Consider the following 20,969-nt stretch of genomic DNA (forward strand, 5'->3'; position numbering starts at 1 on the left):
GCCCGCCGCCCGCCGTTGAGGCTACTTCCGCCATTTGGTCCTGCGTATGCTCCCCACTGATTCTTTCCGCTCCTCTTCTTCATCCCGGCGACAGTTTCTGCGCCGCGCCGGCCTGGCTACTGCCGTAGCCGCCGTGGCGGGCCCGGCTGCCGCCTTATCCCCGTCGCCCGCGACTATGCAGTACGCCAATGAAAAAAAGCTCGGGTTTGCCATTGTCGGCCTGGGCAAATTTGCCACCGAGCAGATGATGCCCGCCTTCCGGGACTGTAAACACGCCCGCATTACGGCCCTGGTAAGCGGCTCGCCGGCCAAGGCCGAGCGTCTGGCCCGCGAGTATGGCGTGGCGGCCGACAGCATTTACACCTACCAGAATTTCGACTCGATCAAAGACAACCCGGCCGTCGACGTAGTGTATATTGTGCTGCCGCCGGCCCTGCACGCCGAGTACACGGTGCGGGCGGCCCGGGCGGGCAAGCACGTGCTGTCGGAAAAGCCCATGGCTCCCTCAGTGAAGGAATGCGAGCAAATGATTGAAGCCTGCCGCAAGGCCGGCAAGAAGCTCATGGTGGCCTACCGCGCCCAGTACGAACCCTTCAACCTCGACGCCATCGCCCGCATCCGCAAAGGCGAACTGGGCCGGGTGATGCAGCTAACGGCCGACCACGGCCGCATCGTGGACCCCACCGGCGACAAGGCCGATGCGTGGCGGGTGGTCAGGAAAATGGCCGGCGGCGGCTCGCTCATGGACATCGGCATTTACTCGCTCAACGCGGCGCGCTACCTCACCGGTGAGGAGCCCGTGGAAGTAACGGCCACGGACATGACCGACAAATCGGACCCGCGCTTCCAGGAGGTCGAGGACCGGATTCATTTCACGCTGCGCTTCCCGGGCGGCGTGCTGGCCACCTGCACCAGCGCCTACAGCATTGCAGAGGTGAAGCGCTTTCGCGTGTTCGGCGACAAAGCCTGGCTCGACCTCGACCCGGCCACCGATTACTACCAGCACACCATGACCATCGGCACCAAGCAGGGCAAGCAGCAGATTGCCCTGCGCGAAGGCAACCAGTTCGCCGCCGAACTCGACCACATGGCCGAGTGCGTGCTCCAGAACAAAACGCCCAAAACGCCCGGCGAAGAAGGCCTGCGCGACATCCGTCTCATCCAGGCCATCTACGAAGCCGCCCGCACCGGCAAAACAGTGAAGGTGTAGGTGAGGTGGTGAGATAGTGAAATGGTGAGGTGATGTTCGGGAACCTTGATGGCGCTGTATGCGCCGATAGGAGCTCCGAACATCACCTCACCATTTCACTATCTCACCACCTCACTATCTCACCATTTCACCGCTACGCCGGCGTACCAGTTGCGGGCGGGGGCGGGCTGGAAGTAGCGGCTGCCAAAGGCGTTCAGGTCGTTGCCCAGGGAGTAGCGCCGGTCCGTCAGGTTTTCGCCGCCTCCGAATACATCCAAAGCCAGCGGGCCGAGGCGACCGCGCCAGCCGCCCCGGCTGCCGAAGGTCCAGTAGCCGGCCGCGTACTCGGTGTTGGCATCGTTGAGCGGCAGGCGGCTCTGGTGGCTGACGGTGGGGCTGAGGTAGAAGCCGTAACGCTGGCGAAAATCGAGGCCGGCCGTGAGCGTGTGCGGGGCGGTGCCCGTGAGACGGTTACCGCCGAAGTCCTGCCCACCGGTTTCGTAGTTTCCGAAGCGGTAGTAGTTGTAAGCGTAGCTCACAAAGGCGCGGAGGCTGGATTCGGTAAAGGTATTTTGGTGTGTACCTCCTACAAAGTACTGGTTTCGCACCCATCTTTCCTGCCACAACAGCCCGCTCAATGCCACTTCAACGCCGCGCTGGCGGGTGGTGCCGGCGTTGGTGAACAGTTGAGTGCCCAGGTCGGTGGTGCGGGTGGTGATGGTCTGGCGCAGGCGCTGGTCGTAGAGGGCCACGTCGTAGTGCAGGCGCCGGCGCCCAAAGTCGCCCCGGGCGCCGACCTCGTAGCTGGTGGCCCGCTCGGCCTGCAGGGCCCGGTTGATGGACCCGTCAGAAGGCCGGATTTCCTCCTCGGTAGGCGGCGAGAAGCCGGTGCTCACGCTGCCGTACACCGTCAGCCCCGCTCCAAATTCGCGCAGCAGCGCCACCCTCGGCGACACCTGGGGTTGGAAGTTGCGCGCCAGCTCGTAGCCAGCGGGGTTGGTAGCCGCGTCGGAGAGGCGGCTGATGCGGTAGCGCAGGCGGTTGTAGCTGGCCCCGGCCGTGAGTTGTAGCCCGGCGGGCAGCTCGTAGTCGGCCTGGGCGAAGGCGAAGCCGGTGAGGGTCCGGATTTCATCGTCGTAGCGCAGAGCCCCGGGCTGGCCGGCGCGGTTCTGGTAGTTGCGGGAGCTTTCGAAGCTGGTCTGGGCTTCGGCCCCGGCCTGCAGGCGCAGGGTGCGGCCGGCCAGGGCGGTGCGGTAGCTGAGCACCGTGCGCCCGCCCCCGCCCAGTAGGGTGTTGCGCTCGAAGTCGATGAGGAAGGGCGTGTTGATGCGGCTGCCGCTCAGGTAGAGCATGGAGTTCAGTCGCCAGCGGTCCGAGAGCCGGGCTTCGTGAGTGGCACCGAGCAGGGCGGCGCGGGCGGCGTAGTAGGTGCGCTGCTGCACGGTGCCGGGCGCGGTACCCGTGCCCGGCCGGGCCTGGCGCGGGTCGGCCCGAAACTGGGCCCGCGTCAGGCCGCCGGGCAGCTGGTAGCGGATATCAGCGAAGAGCGCGTGCAGGCCAACGGTCTGCCGGGCCGTGGGCTGCCATTCCCCATCGAGCGTAAGCACGTCGCGGCGCAGGGCACTCTGCTCCCGGTAGCCGTCGAGGCTCTGGCGGGCGTAGGCGGCGCGCAGGTAGCCAGTGGCCGAGCCCGTTTCCACGGCCACCGTAGTGCGCCGTAGCCCGAAGCTGCCGGCGGTGAAGCCCGCCGACACGGTGGTTTCATCGGCGGCCGGGCGGCGGCCGGTCAGGAGCACGGCCCCGCCGGTGCCGGCCCCGTACACGCTGGCGGCCGGCCCTTTTATCACTTCCAGCCCGCCCAGCAGACTGGGGTCGAGCAGGTTCAGGGGGGTGCTGCCGCTGGCTTCGGTGAGCGGGATGCCCTGGTAGTAGACCTTGGTATTGCGCACCCCGAAGGGTGAGCGGAGCGTGCTGCCCCGCACGCTGAGCCGGTAGCTGGCCGTGGCCCGCTCTTCCAGCCGCACTCCGGGCAGCGTGTTCACGGCCTGGGTAAGGGCATTCTGCGGGAACCGCTCAAAGTCGCGGGCCTGCAGGACACCCACGGCGGCGGCGGTGCGGCGCAGGGGCAGCTGCTGGCCGTAGCCGGTAATGGTGGCTTCGGGCAGGGCCACGGCGCGGGCAGTATCGGGCGGGGCGGTTTGGGCCAGGGCAGTAACGGGCAGCAGCCAGAGTGGCGCGGCGTAGCGGTAGGGCATTATGCAGAAGAAGGGAGAAATCAGAAGGGAGAACCAAGATGCGAAGCCGCGCTGGTTCGGATTTGCTAACCTAAAATCAGCGGTTAGGGTTGGGGAAAATCGAATTGGGAGTTGGCACGCGTTTTTGAGCGAGCAGTTAGTCCGACTACCCATGGGGCTTGTTGCGGTGGGTTGCGTTGAACGCCCGGCATATCAGTGCCGGGCGAGCGACTGGTGTAGTGGCAGCAACGGCCCCTTGAAGCGCCGCTTCCTACAAGAACGAGCCTATCAGGCTCTTACCGGCAAACGGCTAGTATAGAATAAAGGGAATCTATTGTGCTTTTTCGAGCTTATTGCCTGATTTCCGGAATTTTACAGTTGATTTGTTTCGCGTGAGAATCCGGTTAACCGTCGGATTTCATCCTTGATTCCCTCTCGCAAGTCTGGTCTGCACGTCGGGCCCTCCCTAACCACTACTGCCCCCTTTCCAATCACCTACACTTACTCGTATGACTTCACCCTTATTCTCCCGGTGCTGGCTGCCGTTGTTGGCGGCCTTACTGACGGTTCTGCCGGGTCGGGCCCAGAACCTGCTGACCAACCCCGATTTTGAAAGTGGTAACACGGGTTTCACGTCGCAGTACACGTACGTAGCTACTCCCGCCGGCAACTCCACGGCCGGTCGCTACGCCCTGGTTACCGACAGTAAGACCTTCAACACGGCCTTCGGTTCTTTCGGCGACCACACTACCGGCTCCGGCCAGTATCTGATTGCCGACGGAGCTACCTCGGCTACCACCATCCTGTGGGAACAGACCGTTACCGGACTTACCCCGAATCAGAATTACCAATTCTCCTTCTGGCTGCTGAATGCCATTAACACGAACCGGGCGCAGATCCAGGTTTCCGCTAACGGCACCGATGTCGGTACTTCGTTCACGAATCCCAACGACGGGGGAAACTGGCAGCTTAACACCGTGACGGTAAATCCCGGCAGCGGCACGCAACTCATCCTGCGCCTGCGCAACCTGAGAACGGCAACGGGTGGCAACGACTTCGGCATCGACGATGTGGCGCTGACGGCCCCGATGGCCAACAACCAGCTCACAGCAAACAACGTCACGACGGCGGTCATCAGTACGTCGGCTACCACTTTTCCCACTCAGATCAGCCCCCTGCGTGCCACCATCACCGGCCCGGCCGGGGCTACGGTGTCTTATTTCACGCTGCTGACCATTCCCGCCTCGGGAACCCTGCGCCTGGGTAGCAACGGTCCGCTCCTGACGGCCGGACAGTCGCTGAACGCAACGGAAGCTGGTCAGCTCTTCTATACGCCAGCCAGCTCCACCACGCAGAATCTGACCTTCACCTACCGCGTGACCGACAGCAACGGCAACTTCAGCCCGTCCGCGGCCACTTACACCATTCCCCTTGTGGCTCCTGCTCCGCCCGCCAACTGCGGACCGGCCTACGGCGGCGGGGCCCCTTCGAGTGGTCTCTCGGCCAATTACTACCCCGGATATTTTGCTGACAACCTGAATTTCTTTGCCACTACTACACCCGGGCTCACGCGCATCGATCCGCAGCTGAACTTTGGCGGCAGCAGCTGGGGCAACATTGTGCCCCCGGCTACAGGCACTGCCACCAACCCGAATCAGTTTTCGACCCGCCACCGTGGGAGCGTGTACGTTCCTGCCACGGGCGCTTACACCTTCTATCTGACTTCCGATGATGCGTCCTTCATGTGGATAGATGGCAATGCCTTCTCTCCTACCGTTGCGAATGCCTTCATTAACAACGGGGGTCTGCACGGATCGAGAACTGTACAAAACACCGTCACCCTGTCGGCCGGCCTGCACAACGTGTTGGTCTACTATGGCGAAGACGGTGGGGGCGATGTGCTGACGTTGGAATACAGCAGCGCGGCCGGCGCAGGCATCAGCCGGCAGGTTGTTCCCAACAGCGCCCTGTGCGCCGGGCAGAGTGCCTTGCCGCCCACGGCGACCAACGTAACCAACTCGCCGGCCATGCCCAGCAGCAATGCCGCTACCGGTATTGCCGCTCTGGCCGGCTCCGACCCCAACGCGGGCGGCTCAGTCACGCGCTATCTGATTGCCAGCCTGCCGGCTCCCGCCAGCGGCATCCTGTACCTGGGGCAGGGCGGCGCGCCCATCACGCTCAACCAGTCGTTGACGGCGGCGGAGGCGGCCACGCTTAGCTTCGACCCGGAACCTGGTTTCACGGGTAACGCCACGTTTACGTTTTACGCCGTTAACAACGCCGGCATCAGCTCCAACACGCCCGCTACGTACACCATTCCGGTGGTAGGACCGGTGGCCGATGTGACGACTTCCCTGAGCGGCCCCGCCACACTGGGCGCCAACCTGTCGTCGGGCACGTTTACTGTCACGTTCACCAATAATGGACCTCAGCCGGCTACTCAGGTCACGCAGACCGTGCGCCTGCCCACGGGTGCCACCATGACGGCAGCTCAACAGGCGGCCCTGCCTTCTACGGCTGGTTACGATGCGGCCACCAACACCATCAACTTTGGTACAGTACCCGTGCTCAACAGCGGTACTACCAACACCTATACATTCAGTTTCCGCTCCCCCGCTACGCAGGGCGCCAATACCCTGGTCAGTAACGTGGGCACCACCACCAGTCAGGGCTCAAACAGCGCCGTCGACCAGTTCACGCTGAACGTAACAGTGCAGGCCGGCAACTTCTTTGTAACCAACGACGACTCCAACGAAGTACCCGCCAATACCACCAAAACGGGCAACATCATCCTCAACGATGCCAACCCGCAGAACTTAGCTAATAACGGCTTCGAAGTGCAGCTGGTAGGCGCCGGGGTCAGCCACGGCACGCTTACGCTCAACGCCAACGGCAGCTACAGCTACACGCCCGTAGGCGGCTACCTGGGTCCCGATACGTTCACGTACCGCGTGCGCGTACCGGGTGCCTCGCCCGAGTTTTCCAACATCTCCACCGTTACCCTGAACGTGTATGACAGCAATCAGGTGTGTACCATCGGCACGGGTAACAACCTGGTGGTGAACCCCAGCTTCACGGATGGCAACACGGGCTTTAGCTCCGCTTACGGCTACGTGGTTGATGACCCGGCCACCAACCGCGAGCTGGTACCCGAAGCCCTGTACGGGGTTGGTGCCGAAGCCGCCAACTACCATCCCTCCTTCAGTGGCACGGGCCGCAATGGCGTGGGCGACAACTTCATGATTGTGAACGGCTCGCAGAACCTGTCGGTGGTTTACCAGCAAATCATCAATGTGCAGCCCAACACGTACTACAGCTTCTCGGCCTATGCCAACAGCGTTAACGGTAACAGTCCGGCCCAGCTTGGCTTCGTCATCAATGGCAAGTCGACCTCGAACGTTACCACGCTCGATGGCACCCGTAACTACACCCAGATTGCCGACCTCTGGTTTTCGGGCAGCAGCACCACGGCCGTGTTTGAAATCCGGGATGTGAACAAGGCCACGGGTGGCAACGACTTCGGCCTCGACGATATTTACTTCGGTACCTGCACGGTAGGCCTGACGGCCAACGACGTAAACAACCGCTTTATGAGCAACGAGGCGCCGGCCACCAGCATTGCCGCTCTGAGCGCTACCGTGACGGCCGGTCCGGCCCTGAATTCGTTTATCATTCAGACCCTGCCCAACGCTGATGCGGGCGTGCTCTTCCTCGATAACGTGGTGGTCATTCCGGGGCAGGAAATTATGCTGGCCGATGCTGGCAAGCTTTTCTTTGACCCCAAAGCTGCTTACGTAGGCACGGCCCAATTTACCTACACTGCCACCGATGTCAGCGGGGCCGGTAGCCGCAATACGGCTACGTACAGCCTGCCCGTTGGCAACCAGCCCCTGCCGGTTACCCTCACGGGTTTCGAGGCTCAGCTCAGCGGCCGCACCGATGCGCTGCTGACCTGGGAAACGGCCGCCGAGCTCAACAATGACCACTTCGAGGTGGAGCGCAGCCTGGATGGCCGCACCTTTGGCATCATCACCCGCGTAGCCGGCCGCGGCACTACCAACCAGGCCACCCGCTACGCGCACACCGATGCCGGGGTGGGCGCCCGCAGCACTGGCCTCGTATACTACCGCCTGCGCCAGGTAGACCGTGATGGCACGGCCACTTACTCCGGCATCCGGACGGTTACCTTCCGCCCCGATGTAACGGCTGATATTACCCTCTACCCCAACCCTGCCACCGCCCTCACCCGCCTCGATATGCGCCTGCTGCCCGCCGGCACCTACCAGGTTCGGGTATTGGATAATGTGGGACGTGAGGTGCTACACCTGAGCGCCGAAGGTGGTGCCGAGCCCGCCCTGGACCTGCATGCCGTGGCCTCTGGCACCTACATCGTGCTGGTGCGGGCCGAAAATGGCCAGCAGTTCACGAAACGTCTGGTGAAGGAATAGTCCTTCTTGCCTGTACGGGTAAACGCCCGCTTTTTCCGCTACCGGAAGAAGCGGGCGTTTTTCGTTTTCACACGAAAACTCCGGCCCGGACCGTTTATCTTCCGTCACTTATCCTACCCGCTACTTATGTCTGCTCTACTGCTCCCCTACCCCCGTCGCACCCGCCGCCGCCTGTTGCTGCCGCCGGGTCTGCTGGCCCTGGCGTGGCTGCTGTGGCTGGGTTGCGTGGCGGTGCCGCAACTGCGGGGAGGAGCACGAATGCACTTGGTCGCACTGCTTGTTCCTGGTCCTCTGAAATTCGGCTGGCACACTAATCTACTGCAACACCGAATAGATGAAGGTATCCATGAGTTGAGTATAGCCCGTCAGGTTCAGACAGTTCCATCGTCTACTTGGCTTCGGTATTTTTACGAACAACAACTTCACTTCTCGCTGCCTCAAAATACCCAAGGAGCCACCTGGCAGGGAGTGGCTTTTCATTTTGATGGGGCTCCATCATATGGAGGAGCATCTCTGTTGGCCTCGTTAGAACGTCAATCTGACATTCTATACTGGTTTGTGAATGCTCCGGCAGGTGGAACGGCTTATGCATTTCGGATGCCGCCAGCCAATTTCGTTGAAAATGTAGGCTACATTGCCGATCCATGTATGTGTCATGATGTAATGCCATTTCAAGAACCGATGACACTGATCCGTGTCAAGGATATAATCGTGTCTGACATTGCTTTTTATCTCGCCCCCGAGTGGCGCAATACTTGGCTGCTGCTGTTACTTCTTGCCACCCTTTCCACTTGGAAGCTACGGCGGCAGTGGTGGGTAGAGGCTTAGGTTTCGCACAGTGTTTGGCAGTGAAAACAGCCTAGCGGAGTATATCTTGCCGGGATATGCCTAAACTGTTTCGTAACCTCACCGTGCAGGTGCTCGTGGCCATTGGGCTGGGGGTGCTGGTGGGCGCTTTGTTCCCCGCCTTCGGGGCCGGCCTCAAGCCCCTCGGCGACGCCTTCATCGGCCTCATCAAAATGCTCATCGCCCCCATCATCTTCCTGACGGTGGTGCTGGGCATGGGCAACATCGGCGACCTGAAGAAGGTGGGCCGCCTGGGCGGCAAGGCGTTGCTCTACTTCGAGCTCGTGACCACCCTGGCCCTGGTGATTGGCGTGGCCGCCGCCAACCTCATCCGGCCCGGCGCGGGTGTGGCCACTGGTCCGGTGGCCGCCGGGGCTGCGGCCACCCGCCAGTACAGCGAGAAAGCCGCCGACATGGACTGGCTGGCCTTCTTCACCCACATCATCCCCGATAACTTCGTGGGCGCTTTCACCAGCGGCGAGGTGCTGCAGGTGCTGCTGGTGGCCGTGCTGTTCGGGGCGGCGCTGGCCCGCGTGCCGGCTGCCGTGAGCGGGCCGCTGCTGGACACGCTGGAGCGCCTGAGCCGGGTGTTTTTCGGGGTGCTAAGCCTGGTGATGAAGCTGGCCCCGCTGGGCGCGTTCGGGGGCATGGCCTTCACCATCGGCAAGTACGGGCTGGCGGCGCTGCGGCCCCTGGCTTTGCTCATGGGCTCGGTGTACCTGACCATGTTTCTGTTCATTTTCGGGGTGCTGGGCGGTATTGCGCGCTTCTACGGGTTCAGCTTGTGGCGGCTGCTGGTCTTTATCCGGGAGGAACTGCTGATTGTGCTGGGCACGTCGTCGTCGGAGTCGGCGCTGCCGGGGCTGCTGGACAAGCTCACGGCCTTCGGGTGCGCCCGGCCGGTGGTGGGGCTGGTGGTGCCCACGGGCTACTCCTTCAACCTCGATGGCACGACCATCTACCTTTCAATGTGCACCATTTTCCTGGCTCAGGCCTTCCAGGTGCCGCTTACCCTGGGCCAGCAGCTCACCATCATCGGCATTCTGATGCTCACCAGCAAGGGCGCGGCGGGCGTTACGGGCTCGGGCTTTATCGTGCTGGCCTCCACGCTGGCGGCCATCAAGGTCATTCCCGTGGAAGGCATGGCCCTGCTGCTGGGCGTGGATCGGTTTATGTCGGAAGCCCGGGCCATCACCAACCTCATCGGCAATGCCGTGGCCACCGTCGTCATTGCCAAGAGCGAAGGCGAATTCGACGAGCACAAGCACCAGCTGGCCATTGGGGGATGAGTGACTCGGTGAATGGGTGAATGGTCATTGCGAGGAGACACGACGAAGCAATCCGTCCTTCACGCAGTCCAAAGCCCGGAGCAAACACGAAGCCCCTGACGTGCGGACGCCAAGGGGTTTGAAATAGGTCGAAGCTGGGAAGAAGGTGAAGGACGGATTGCTTCGTCGTGTCTCCTCGCAATGACCATCCAACCATTCACCCATCCAACCATTCACCCATCCAACCTCTCTTCCCCATGCCCGCCCTTTCCCCCGATCTTCGCAAAGCCTTATTCAGCCTGCCCACCAAAGAGAAAGACCAGCTGCTGGCCCGCCTCGTGGCCCAGGACGCGGTGCTCACCGAGCAGCTTGCGTTTCGGCTGCTGGAGGGTGAGGACGGGCTGGCGTTGCGCCGGGAGCGGCTGCGCCAGCAGGTCGATGACCCGGTGCGCGGCTTCCACCAGACGCCCAACGACCTGCTCCATATCCTGCGTCAGCTCCAGCAGCGGCTCACCTACCACGCGAAAATCACGGGCGACGCCACCGGCACCCTCGACCTGAGCCTGCGTCTGCTGCGCAACGTGCTGCATCATCAGCCCGAGGCCACCGCCCGCCTCCACGGCCCCAGCCAGCCGCTGCTCCAGCACCTGGCCCGCCGCACCCAGGAGGTGCTGCAGGCCCTTGGCAAGCTCCACGAGGACTACCGGGTGGAATTCGCACCTGCCGTGAACGAGCTGCTCACCCTACTCTACGCCTCCGCCGCCGCCCCCCTGGCCCGGGAACTGGCCCTCCCTGTGAGATGGTGAAATGGTGAAATGGTGAGATGGTGAGTTTGACGTTCTGGAATCCTGATTGCGCGGCATAAATAACCTGCGCTATCAGGATTCCAGAACGTCAAACTCACCATCTCACTATCTCACCATTTCACCATTTCACCACTTCACCACCTCACCTTTAATCCAAGGCCCGGAAGATGATGGGCAGGGTATAGGAGAAACGCACGGGTTGGCCGCCGATGCGGGCGGGCGTCCACCAGGGCATGATGCGTACCAGGCGCAGGGCCTCCTCATCGAGGCCGCCGCCGAGGCCCTTGACCACTTCCGCGTCCTGGATGTGGCCGGCTTCCGTGACGAGGAAGCGCACGTACACCCGCCCCGACAGGCCCCGGCGCAGGGCTTCATCGGGGTAGTGCAGCTCCTTGCTCATAAATTTCTGGAAAGCTGCCGGGCCGCCCGGGAAGGCCGGCGGCTGCTCGGCCGTATGGTATACTTCGGCCGCCGCCGGGGGGGCCGGCTCCGGGCTGGCAGCCGTGGCACTGTGGCCGCTGTCGGTGAGGGCCACCGGGCCCGACTGAGCCAGCACGCCCGCGGGCAACGTGAGCAAAAGCAGTAGCAGCGGTAGTTTTGGCATCATAACCAGGTAGTTGATCAGAAGTACTGCCAAAGCTAGAAAGCGGAGCAGAGCGCTGCATGAGCCTATTATTATAGTTATATTGTTGAATTGTTGGTAACACAGGTTGCGTCCTGCTTTATCAGCGCCCGGTACCATTTCCGGACTCCGTACTCCGTTTTAGTCCTTCCTGATTGCTATGCCTACTACTCCCGCCCCCGACCACATGCGTGCCCCGGCCAACCTCAGTGCCGACGCCCTGCACCAGGCCCTGACCGAGCTGGACGCGAAAATCCGGACCCTGCACAACCGGGCCCACGCCACGGTGGCCGGCTCCACGGCTACCTACCACCAGCACGCGGTGGCCCTGGAGGCCAAGCGCGCCCGCCTTCAGGAGCGCCTGCATCAGACCTCGCCCGCCACGGGCACGCCGCCGGCGGCAACCCCGCAGGACCACAACGCCTGGGATGAAATCTGGCGCGGCATCGAGCACCTGCGCCAGGATTTGCGCAACATCATCTAGCGCGTTCCAGCACCGGTCGGCGGATGGCCCCCGCGCGGGGTGGGTGGCCACCATTCGGCCGGGCTGCCGAACCGTTCGGCGGCCGGTAGTACCGTTCGCCCAAAAGCAGTTTCCCGGCGCGGTTACAGGTAGTAGGTTTGACTCATTCTTCCGTCTCACTCCTTCTCCTAACCGCTTTTCGCCATGCACCTGACCACCACCTTCCGCTCCCTGACCGCCGCCCTGCTGCTCAGCACCACGCTGCCCCTGGCCGCTGCCCCTGCCGCCGCTACCGCCGGACACCCCGCCGCCGCTGCCCGGCCCACCGACAACCCGGCCGCTCACCCCAACTTCACGGTGCAGGTAGTGGGCAAGGGCCGGCCCATGCTGCTGATTCCGGGCCTGACCTGCCCCGGCGCGGTCTGGGACGAAACGGTGGCCCACTACCAGAAGCAGTACCAGTGCCACATCATCAGTCTGGCCGGTTTCGGGGGCAATGCTGCCCCGGCCAGCACCGACCAGCTGCTGCAGAACGTGCGCGACCAGCTACTGGCCTACGTGAACACCCAGCAGCTGAGCAAACCGGCCGTTATCGGCCACAGCCTGGGCGGATTTATGGCCCTCTGGATGAGCAGCACCGCCCCCGAGGCGCTGGGGCCGCTGGTTATCGTGGATTCGCTGCCCTTCATCGGCGCTATCCAGAACCCGGCCGCCACCGTGGAGCAGGTACGCCCCATCGCCGAGCAGATGCGCCGGCAGATGACCCAGGGCCGTATGAACCCCGCCCAGCAGCGCCAGATGGTAGCCGGCTTGGTCACCGATACGGCCCGCATCAGCCAGGTGGCCCGTTGGGGCCAGGCCTCCGACCCGGCCACCGTGGCCCAGGCCATGTACGATATGTACACCACCGACCTGCGCCCCGCAGTAGCCCGCATTCAGCAGCCCGTGCTGGTGTTGGGGGCCTGGGCCGCTTATCAGGCCTACGGTTCCACCAAGGAAAGCACCCGGGCCATTTTCGAGCAGCAGTACGCCAAACTCCCGCGCCACCGGGTAGAAATGTCGGAGGCCGGCCGCCACTTCCTTATGTACGACGACACCCAGTGGTTTTTCCGGCAGGCCGATGCATTCCTGAAACAGCCCGCCGTGGCCCAGAAGTAAGGCGCAACCGGGGCCGCAGCTGAAACCTGTCCGTACATTCGCGGCCCCTGCCCTGCCTTGCCCACAACACTGCTTTACTCTTCCATTGCAATGCTCACTGCTTCCGAATTCCTCGGGCTCCGGCTGGAACTCTCGGTCCGGGCCAAAAACGGCCTCGACTTCATTGTGGCCGCCACCCTCGTCTGGGCCGCCATTGCCTTCGTCTGGACGCTGCCCTACCCCCCGGCCCGGCTCAGCTTCATTACTTTCTTCGTGGGGGCCCTGGTTCTGCCGCTGGCCGCGCTGCTGTCCAAAGCATTCGGCACCACCTGGACGCTGCCCGATAACCCCCTGCAGCCCTTGGGCCTGTGGCTGAACTTCGCCCAGCTCTTCTATTTCCCGATGCTGCTGTTCGTGTTTAGCCGTTATCCGCAGCACTTTATCATGGTCTATGGCATTATCACGGGTGCCCATTTTTTCCCCTACGCCTGGTTTTACAACGCCCGGCCCTACGCTCTGCTGGCCGGCCTCATTGCCGCAGGATGCGTCATCCTCGGCCTGCGCATTACCTCGGCGGCCGAGCTGTACCTGATTCCGCTGTTCCTCGTGGTGGCGCTGCTGGTGCTGGCGGGTTTGCTTTTCGTTTCTTACCGCCGCAACCGCCTGACCTACGAAGCTTCCTCTCCCTCACGCCGCCCCTCCCTGACCGCCTGATTTCTCCTCGCCCCGTGGCCCTGTTCTCTTCCGCCCCCATTCCGCCGCCCAGCCGGGCCTACTGGTACTGTCAGGCCCTGGGCTGGACGCTGTACGCGGTGTTCAACCTGGTGCTGTTCTCGGTTTTCTCCCGGTTTTCTCCCGATTTGGTGGCTATTACGGTGGCCATTGTGCTGCCGCTGCTGGGCCTCACCCACGCCCTGCGCTACTTTATCCGGGCCCGGAACTGGGTGCAGCTGGCGCCCTTGCCGCTGCTGGGGCGGCTACTGGTTACCAACTTGGTGCTATCGGTGCTGAGTCAGGTGATTATCTGGGCCCTGATTTACTGGGTAGTGCGGCCGGCGCCCACCGGGCAGCCCCACGGCTGGGGACAGTTCGTAGGCTACGTGTTCAACGTGAACTTTATGCTCTGGCTCTGGGAGGGTTTCTACTTTGGCTGGCACTACCTGAGCCGTTCCCGGCAGGCCGAGGTGGACCAGTGGAAGCTGACCGCCGCCGTGCGCGAGGCGGAAATGCGCACCCTCAAAGCCCAGATCAACCCTCATTTCATGTTCAACGGGCTCAACAACATCCGGGCCCTGGTGATGGAAGACCCCGCCCGGGCCCGTCACATGATTACTCACCTCTCCGATTTGCTGCGCTACTCCATCCAGCTCAACAGCACCGAGCAGGTGCCCCTGCGCCGGGAGCTCGAAATTGTGGAGCACTACCTCCAGCTCGAAGCCATTCAGCTCGAAGAGCGCCTGCGCTACTGCCTCGACGTGGACCCGGCCGCTCTCGAGGTACCCATTCCGCCCATGACGCTTCAGCTGCTGGTGGAAAACGCCATTAAGCACGGCCTCGCGCCCCGGCCGGCCGGCGGCACCATCCAGCTCACGGCCCAGCTCAACGACTCCAACACCCTGCACGTCACCGTCCGCAACACCGGGCACTACGCCCCCGCCCCCGACCACCCCGGCGTGGGCGTGCGCAACGCCCGGGAACGGCTGGCCCTGCTCTTCGGCCCCGCCGCCCACCTGCACCTCACCAACGACCCCCACACCCCCGACACCGTAGTCGCCCACCTGCAGTTGCCGGTCAGGGATTAGGGATTAGGGATTAGGGATTAGGGATAAACGGACGCGTGACCTTCTTCAGCAAAAAAATCAATGAAATCCTTTCCGTCAGCGGCAATCTGCGCGCAGGAAATCAATTTAATCAGCGTCAATTCGTGATTCATGAAAGTTCTGCTTGTTGACGACTCCCGCCTGGCCCGCACCGAGCTGCGCCACCTGCTGGCGGCCTTTCCGGAAGTGGAGGTGGTGGGCGAAGCCCGGCACGCCGAGGAAGCCCGCGCCCAGCTCCGCACGCTCCGGCCCGAGGTACTGTTTCTCGACATCCACATGCCCGGCGAAACCGGCTTCGAGCTATTGGCCTCCCTCGACGACGCGCCCCAGGTCATCTTCACCACTGCCTACGACGAGTATGCGCTGCGGGCCTTCGAGGTGAACGCCCTGGACTACCTGCTCAAGCCCATCCAGGAAAACCGCCTCGCCGCCGCCCTCGACAAAGTGCGGCCCCGGCTGCCCGCGGCCCCGGTGGCGTCCGTCCGGCCGGAGCCGGAGGCGGCCATCACCCCGCTCAGCGCCCAGGATCAGGTGTTTGTGAAAGATGGGGAGCGGTGCTGGTTTGTGCGTCTGGCCGAGGTGCGCCTGTTTGAAATCAACGGCAGCTACACCCAGATTTACTTCGACAACCACCGCCCCCTGATTCCGCGCACCCTGCAACATCTGGAACAGCGCCTCGACAACCGGGTTTTCTTCCGCGTCAACCGTCAGCAGATTATCAACCTGGAGTGGGTGGAAAGCATTGAGCCCTGGTTCAGCAACACGCTCAAGATCCGGTTGCGGGGCGGGCCGGAGGTGGAGGTATCGCGCCAGCAGTCGGGCCGGTTTCGGGAACTACTGAGCCTATAGAGTGAACAGAATTCTGGCAGGATTATTCCGATCCGGGTGTATCCTTTTCGCTTTCATCGGAGTACACAGAGGAGTAAGTGGCTGATCCTCCGCCGGAATCAGCCACTACACACCACCGCATTGCTCTTTACCATGAAAGTTTCATTACTCTGTTCTGCTCTCGTATTCCTGTTTTTGGGCACTTCCTGCTCCAGCGAGGATAAGATGCTGGAACGCACCGGCCGCTACGGCACCGTTTCGACTCACCGCACCAAGCGCAGCAACGATAAATCCCGGGCCTACAAACAGCGGCAGAAAATTGGTCTGGGCCTCAACCTCGACCTCAACGCCAAGGATGCCCAGAAGCACCGCACCGTGGACGCGCCCAAAAAATACAAGTACAGCAAAGGTCGGTAGCCTTTGGCTGTTGGCTGTTGGCTGTTGGCTGTTGGCTGAAAAAGTACGCCCCTCTTCCCTGATAAGCAGGTGAAGAGGGGCGTACTTTTTCAGCTAACAGCCAGCAGCCAACAGCCAATAGCTAAAGCTAACTAGGCTATCGGTTCGCGGAAGCCTACCCAGGTAAAGCGCTTGATGACAAACTCGGGGTTGGTGAAGGAGGCGTTGCCGGCGGGGTTGCCGCCCGTGACGTGGAAGTCGGAGAAGCCCGCGTTCTGGTTCACGTAGATGCCGCCCGTCAGGTTGAAGCTCACGGGAGTTCCGGCCAGGCTCATTTCGTCCATGATCTGCTCCTTGATGTCGGGGTCGGTGGTGTAGGCGCCGCAGGAGATGGCGCCGTGCTCCCGGGCCAGCTGGGCCGCCAGGCGGATGCTTTCCTGGGTGTCCCGGGTTTTGATAATCAGCATGATGGGCCCGAACAGTTCCTGGCTGAACTGCTCCACCCGGTCGGCGCTGATTTCGTGGATGCTCGGCGAACAGGTGCGCGCGTTCTGGAATACCGGATTTTCCACCGAGCCGTGGGCCAGGATGCTGCGGCCGCCTTTAAAGGCGAGCTGTTGCACCCGCTCGTGGGTGGCGGAGCTCTGAATGGCGCCCAGCACATGGGGGCCGGCTTTGGGGTTTTGAGCCAGGCCCGTTACGGCGGCGGCCAGTTTCTGCACTACTTCTTCGTAAGGCACCAGCTCGCCGGCCACCTGCACGCCATCCTGGGGAATGAAGAAGTTCTGGGGCGCGGTGCACATCTGCCCCGAGTACAAACTCACGGAAAAAGCCAGGTTCTGGGCCACCTTGTCGAGGTCGGGGCAGCTGTCGAGGATGATGGAGTTGACGCCGGTTTTCTCGGTGAACACCGTTTTGCCCTTCAGACCCTCGATGTACTCCCCGAAGGCTGAGCCGCCGGTGTAGTCAATGAGCTTCACAGCGGGGTTTTCGGCCAGTTCCTTGGCAATCAGGTGGTCGTTGGCATCCACGGCCAGCTGGCAGATGCGCGGGTCGAGGCCGTGGGCGGCCAGCACCTTCTGCACTTCAGCCACCACGATGGCAATGGGCAGTACGGCCTTGGGGTGGGGCTTGATGATGACCGGGTTGCCGGTCACGAGCGAGGCGTACATACCGGGCACCGTGTTCCAGGTCGGGAACGTGGAGCAGCCGATAACCAGGGCCACGCCCTTGGGCACGGCCCGCCAGGTTTTGTGCAGGGTGAGGTTGTACTTGCCCATGGGCTTTTCCCAGCGGGTTTCCTCCGGGAAGCGGGTCTGCTCCTCGTAGCCGGCGGCAATGGCTTCCAGGGCCCGGTCGGCGGCGTGGGGGCCGCTGGCCTGGAACGACATCATGTAGGCCTGCCCGGTGGTGTGCATGGTGGCGTAGGCAATTTCGAAGAAACGCTCCTTCATGCCCTCCAGGCTCTCAGTCAGCAGGGCCGCCCGCTGGGCCGGCTTGAGCTTGCGCCACTGCCCGAACACCTCCTGGGCATTATTCACCAGCGTATCGGGAGCAAAAAACGGGTAGGTAATGCCCAGGGGCTGCTGCTCGTAGGGGCTGTCTTCCTGGCCGGCCCAGGCAGTGGGCTCGCCCTGCTGCAGCTCCGTGAAGCGCTGGTCGCGGTGGGCTTTGAAGCGGGCCCGGCCTTCTTTGTCGGCCTCGGCTCCGTAGATGTCAGGCGAAGGGTTTTCGGGAAAAGCGGCGAAGAACGTGCGGCCGTGCAGGGCCTCCACGGCCGCGTCGAGGGTGGCCTGGTGCTTCTGGGTGGTTTCGGTGGTCATAAAAGGAGTGGGATGGAAGTTAAAAGCAGCGCACGCGCTGGCACTGGTGGGGAGGTGACAGGTAAAGTCAGCCGTTGGGGCGCAAAATGAATACGTTGGTCGAAACGTCTGCTTACGGGCTGGCTTGGGGGGTTAAAGTGGCTAAATTTACATAATCACCCCCGAACCGTTCTAGCCCAACCCACCCGGCCCTTTACTGCGTTTATACTGACCGCGTTACGCCTGCGGGCGCGGCTCCTTACTTATTCGCGGCCCTCGGCCATCTACAGGTTTACCTATGCTCCTACCATTACTCCGGAGAATTCTTACCGGCAGCCTACTATTGCTGCTCGCCGGGCCGATGCTGGGCCCCGGGGTCTGCGCTCAAGCCGTAGCGCCCGCCAAAACCGTGCTGCCGGGGTGTTTGGTTTTTAAGCTCAAGCCGGGCCACGCTACTCCCCCACCGGCCCTGCGAGCCGCCCTGGCCCGCCTCGGCGCCATGTCGCTCCGGCCCAAGTATCCGCACAGCCGCCCGCCCGGCCCCGACCAACCCGGCGCGGTGGACCTGAGCCGGTTGTACCAGGTAACGCTACCGGCCGAGGTTAGGGTAGCGGAAGCCTGCCAGACCCTCCGCAAAACCGGCGCGGTAGACTACGCCGAACCACTCTACAGCTACCCTCCCCTGGCGCAACCCTCCGATCCGCTGGCCGACTCCACCCGTAGCGGGGGGCAGTATCATTTGAAAAATATTCAGGCCTATCGCGCCTGGAACATTACCAAGGGCGATACCAGCTTGCTTATCGGTATCATCGACGGCGGTACCCGCCTGACCCACGAAGACCTGGCCTCCCAGTTTCAGCCCAACCGCCTGGACCCAATCGACGGCTTGGACAACGATAACGACGGCTACGTGGACAACTACTCTGGTTGGGATTTTGCCGATGCTGACAACAACCCCGGCCGCGACCCGCGCAGTGTCCACGGCATTCTGGTAGCCGGTTGCGCGGCCGGCGCCACGGACAACGGCAAAGGCATAGCCGGCGTGGGTTACCAGTGCCGCTTTCTGCCCCTGAAAATCTTCCCGAGTACCGCCACCGGCTCCTTCGCGGGCTACGAGGCCATCGTATACGCCGCCGACCACGGCTGCCAGGTCATCAACCTGTCCTGGGGCGCCCCCGGCGGCTACTCCCAGTATGAGCAGGACGTCATCAACTACGCCGCCATCAACCACGATGTGGTGGTAGTGGCCGCCGCCGGCAATACTCCCGCCGAGCTTGACTTCTACCCGGCCAGCTACGACAACGTGCTGTCCGTGGCTTTTACTTCGGTAAGGGACGAGCGTAGTAGCAGTGCTACCTACAGCCGCCGGATTGACCTTTCGGCCCCCGGGGTGAGCGTCCTGACGACATGGGGCGATACGGATTCTGACTACGTTGCCGTCACTGGCTCTTCCTTTGCTGCCCCGCTGGTGGCGGGAGCGGCGGGACTGGTCCGGACGCGGTTTCCGCAGTTTACGGCCGCTCAGGTAGCCGCCCAGCTGCGGCGCACTACCGATAATGTGGACGCCCTGCCCGGCAATGTAGCTTACGCCGGTCGGCTCGGCTCAGGCCGCCTGAACGTGTACCGGGCCGTTACGGAAGCTCAGTATTCGGCCCGCATTCAGCAAACCACCTACGTGCCCGACTGTCCGGCTTACGGCGCCGGCGACACCATGCGGCTGGCCGTGCGTGTACAGAACCTGCTGCAGCCGCTCAACAACCTCACCGTGAAGCTCACTTCGCTTTCTGCCTACCTCACCGTCCGCCAGGATTCTTTTGCCGTGGGGCCGCTCGTTACGCTGGAGCAGCGCGCCAACGAGCGTGTGCCCTTCCGGCTGGAAGTAGCCTCTTCAGTGCCTTCCAATACCCGGGCCGTTCTGCGCTTCCGCCTCCGGGACGCGGCTACCGGCTACCAGGAAGATCAGTACGAAACCGTATTGCTGAACCCCAACTACGTGGTGCTGGAAGCTAACAACCTTTCCCTCACGCTCACGGGCCGGGGCAATATTGGCTACGACGGGCTGAATACCACGGCCGGCTGGGGCGTGCGCTACCTGCAAGGCCCCCCGCTGCTGTCCGAAGGGGGACTGCTGCTAGGCACTTCGGCGACCCGCGTATCCGACAACGTGCGCTCAACGCCAGGCCAGAGCAACACCGATTTCTCGACCCTGGCCCACGTGGCCTACGTGCCCGGCCCACCCCGGGCCGACCAGGAGGCGGTAGGCCGGCTGCGCGACGCCCTGCCTACGGTGGCCCGCCCCCGGGCTGTGGGGGTGCATATCCGCCAGCACGCCCTGGCCTGGACCGCTGCCCCGCACCAAGATTACGTGGTGCTGGATTACCGCCTGACCAACCTCACGGCCGATACCCTGAAGCCATTGCGCCTGGGCTTGTTCATGGACTGGGATCTGCCCGGGGAGCCGGCCCGCAACGTGGCCGCCTGGGATTCCGTCCGCCAGCTCGGCTACGTGTACGACCCCGTTACCGCGGGGCAGTACACGGGGGTGCAATTGCTGACCGGCGGTACCCCCAGCGCCTACGCCATCGACAACCAGGCCCCGGCCGGTGCAGAAATCCGACTCGCTGATGGCTTCAGTACCGCTGAGAAATGGCTGGCGCTGAGCAGCGGAACCACGCACGCCGCCAGTGTGTCCAGCACGGGCACCGATATTTCCCAGGTAATTGGAGCCCGGTTGCCTTACCTGGCACCTGCCGACTCGGCCACTGTGGTTTTTGCGGTGCTGGCCGCGCCTTCGCTGGCCCAGCTACAGGCCGCCGCCGATGCAGCCCGGACCCGGTATCAGCAGGTACTGCCCGTGCGGTCTGCAGCCACCCTGCCGGGGGTGCTGGTTTATCCCAATCCTACTGCCGGTCAGCTGCGGCTAACGCTGCCGGGAGGCCTTACCGGCGTACAAATACTTTCCGTGCTGGGCCAGGAACTGGGCACGTATTCTTTCCACCAGACCACTGCCACCCTGGACCTGAGCACCTATCCGGCTGGCGTGTACCTGGTGAAAATCCGCAATGGTCAGCGCACCGCCACTTACCGGGTGCTGCGCCAGCCCTGAAGCC

Annotated in this window: 15 protein-coding genes; 12 read left to right on the plus strand and 3 right to left on the minus strand. The window is 63.0% G+C overall.

Annotation, left to right across the window (positions count from 1 at the left end):
* Positions 1–46: 46 nt before the first annotated feature.
* Entirely contained in the window at positions 47–1,210 is a 1,164-nt protein-coding gene (locus KLP40_RS11675) for a Gfo/Idh/MocA family protein (RefSeq protein ID WP_215593956.1), read from the plus strand.
* 119 nt (positions 1,211–1,329) lie between these two features.
* Here the strand turns inward: KLP40_RS11675 and KLP40_RS11680 are convergent, their stop codons facing one another.
* On the minus strand, positions 1,330–3,444 hold the full coding sequence (locus KLP40_RS11680) for a TonB-dependent receptor family protein (protein ID WP_215593957.1): 2,115 nt from the start codon (positions 3,442–3,444) through the stop codon (positions 1,330–1,332).
* A 488-nt stretch (positions 3,445–3,932) separates the two neighbouring features.
* Here KLP40_RS11680 and KLP40_RS11685 point away from each other — a divergent pair, with 488 nt between their 5' ends.
* The 4 genes from KLP40_RS11685 (at position 3,933) to KLP40_RS11700 (ending at position 10,791) form a co-directional block, all read left to right on the plus strand.
* Positions 3,933–7,871, plus strand: a complete 3,939-nt coding sequence (locus KLP40_RS11685; RefSeq protein ID WP_215593958.1) for an Ig-like domain-containing protein — start codon at positions 3,933–3,935, stop codon at positions 7,869–7,871.
* Positions 7,872–7,997: 126 nt separating this feature from the next.
* Complete coding sequence (locus tag KLP40_RS11690) at positions 7,998–8,699, plus strand: hypothetical protein (RefSeq protein WP_215593959.1); 702 nt, start codon at positions 7,998–8,000, stop codon at positions 8,697–8,699.
* Between the two features lie 56 nt (positions 8,700–8,755).
* Positions 8,756–10,006, plus strand: a complete 1,251-nt coding sequence (dctA, locus tag KLP40_RS11695; protein ID WP_215593960.1) for a C4-dicarboxylate transporter DctA — start codon at positions 8,756–8,758, stop codon at positions 10,004–10,006.
* Positions 10,007–10,242: 236 nt separating this feature from the next.
* Positions 10,243–10,791 (plus strand): hypothetical protein, encoded by a 549-nt coding sequence (locus KLP40_RS11700; RefSeq protein ID WP_215593961.1) that lies wholly within the window; start codon positions 10,243–10,245, stop codon positions 10,789–10,791.
* A gap of 148 nt (positions 10,792–10,939) precedes the next feature.
* Here the strand turns inward: KLP40_RS11700 and KLP40_RS11705 are convergent, their stop codons facing one another.
* The gene (locus KLP40_RS11705; RefSeq protein WP_215593962.1) at positions 10,940–11,428 is read right to left on the minus strand and encodes an energy transducer TonB; all 489 of its coding nucleotides are present in this window, start codon (positions 11,426–11,428) and stop codon (positions 10,940–10,942) included.
* Between the two features lie 145 nt (positions 11,429–11,573).
* Between KLP40_RS11705 and KLP40_RS11710 the strand changes: the two genes are divergently transcribed.
* The 6 genes from KLP40_RS11710 (at position 11,574) to KLP40_RS11735 (ending at position 16,078) form a co-directional block, all read left to right on the plus strand.
* Positions 11,574–11,897 carry a hypothetical protein gene (locus KLP40_RS11710; protein WP_215593963.1) on the plus strand — a complete coding sequence of 108 codons (324 nt, stop codon included), beginning with the start codon at positions 11,574–11,576 and terminating at the stop codon, positions 11,895–11,897.
* A gap of 183 nt (positions 11,898–12,080) precedes the next feature.
* Positions 12,081–13,034, plus strand: coding sequence for an alpha/beta fold hydrolase (locus tag KLP40_RS11715; RefSeq protein WP_215593964.1), 954 nt, complete (start codon positions 12,081–12,083; stop codon positions 13,032–13,034).
* A gap of 90 nt (positions 13,035–13,124) precedes the next feature.
* Positions 13,125–13,727: a DUF7010 family protein gene (locus KLP40_RS11720; RefSeq protein ID WP_215593965.1), complete on the plus strand. Its 603-nt coding sequence runs from the start codon at positions 13,125–13,127 to the stop codon at positions 13,725–13,727.
* Between the two features lie 14 nt (positions 13,728–13,741).
* A complete protein-coding gene (locus KLP40_RS11725) occupies positions 13,742–14,815 on the plus strand; it encodes a sensor histidine kinase (RefSeq protein ID WP_215593966.1) in 1,074 nt (357 codons plus the stop codon).
* 129 nt (positions 14,816–14,944) lie between these two features.
* On the plus strand, positions 14,945–15,682 hold the full coding sequence (locus KLP40_RS11730) for a LytR/AlgR family response regulator transcription factor (protein ID WP_215593967.1): 738 nt from the start codon (positions 14,945–14,947) through the stop codon (positions 15,680–15,682).
* 132 nt (positions 15,683–15,814) lie between these two features.
* A complete protein-coding gene (locus KLP40_RS11735) occupies positions 15,815–16,078 on the plus strand; it encodes a hypothetical protein (RefSeq protein WP_215593968.1) in 264 nt (87 codons plus the stop codon).
* Positions 16,079–16,209: 131 nt separating this feature from the next.
* On the opposite strand, the gene paaN is transcribed toward KLP40_RS11735, so the two are convergent.
* Entirely contained in the window at positions 16,210–17,880 is a 1,671-nt protein-coding gene (paaN, locus tag KLP40_RS11740) for a phenylacetic acid degradation protein PaaN (protein WP_215593969.1), read from the minus strand.
* A gap of 277 nt (positions 17,881–18,157) precedes the next feature.
* Between paaN and KLP40_RS11745 the strand changes: the two genes are divergently transcribed.
* Entirely contained in the window at positions 18,158–20,965 is a 2,808-nt protein-coding gene (locus tag KLP40_RS11745; RefSeq protein ID WP_215593970.1) for a S8 family serine peptidase, read from the plus strand.
* Positions 20,966–20,969 lie beyond the last annotated feature (4 nt).

Origin of the sequence: Hymenobacter piscis (assembly GCF_018760735.1) — a bacterium.
In the GTDB taxonomy this organism is placed as follows: domain Bacteria; phylum Bacteroidota; class Bacteroidia; order Cytophagales; family Hymenobacteraceae; genus Hymenobacter; species Hymenobacter piscis.

What these genes read in the sequence shown, in the direction of transcription:
- KLP40_RS11730 (WP_215593967.1), top strand. Translation starts at nt 14,945, where the DNA reads ATGAAAGTTCTGCTTGTTGACGACTCCCGCCTGGCCCGCACCGAGCTG.
- dctA (WP_215593960.1), top strand. Translation starts at nt 8,756, where the DNA reads ATGCCTAAACTGTTTCGTAACCTCACCGTGCAGGTGCTCGTGGCCATT.
- KLP40_RS11685 (WP_215593958.1), top strand. Translation starts at nt 3,933, where the DNA reads ATGACTTCACCCTTATTCTCCCGGTGCTGGCTGCCGTTGTTGGCGGCC.
- KLP40_RS11680 (WP_215593957.1), bottom strand. Translation starts at nt 3,444, where the DNA reads ATGCCCTACCGCTACGCCGCGCCACTCTGGCTGCTGCCCGTTACTGCC.
- KLP40_RS11700 (WP_215593961.1), top strand. Translation starts at nt 10,243, where the DNA reads ATGCCCGCCCTTTCCCCCGATCTTCGCAAAGCCTTATTCAGCCTGCCC.
- KLP40_RS11710 (WP_215593963.1), top strand. Translation starts at nt 11,574, where the DNA reads ATGCCTACTACTCCCGCCCCCGACCACATGCGTGCCCCGGCCAACCTC.
- KLP40_RS11690 (WP_215593959.1), top strand. Translation starts at nt 7,998, where the DNA reads ATGTCTGCTCTACTGCTCCCCTACCCCCGTCGCACCCGCCGCCGCCTG.
- KLP40_RS11735 (WP_215593968.1), top strand. Translation starts at nt 15,815, where the DNA reads ATGAAAGTTTCATTACTCTGTTCTGCTCTCGTATTCCTGTTTTTGGGC.
- KLP40_RS11715 (WP_215593964.1), top strand. Translation starts at nt 12,081, where the DNA reads ATGCACCTGACCACCACCTTCCGCTCCCTGACCGCCGCCCTGCTGCTC.
- KLP40_RS11675 (WP_215593956.1), top strand. Translation starts at nt 47, where the DNA reads ATGCTCCCCACTGATTCTTTCCGCTCCTCTTCTTCATCCCGGCGACAG.
- paaN (WP_215593969.1), bottom strand. Translation starts at nt 17,880, where the DNA reads ATGACCACCGAAACCACCCAGAAGCACCAGGCCACCCTCGACGCGGCC.
- KLP40_RS11720 (WP_215593965.1), top strand. Translation starts at nt 13,125, where the DNA reads ATGCTCACTGCTTCCGAATTCCTCGGGCTCCGGCTGGAACTCTCGGTC.
- KLP40_RS11745 (WP_215593970.1), top strand. Translation starts at nt 18,158, where the DNA reads ATGCTCCTACCATTACTCCGGAGAATTCTTACCGGCAGCCTACTATTG.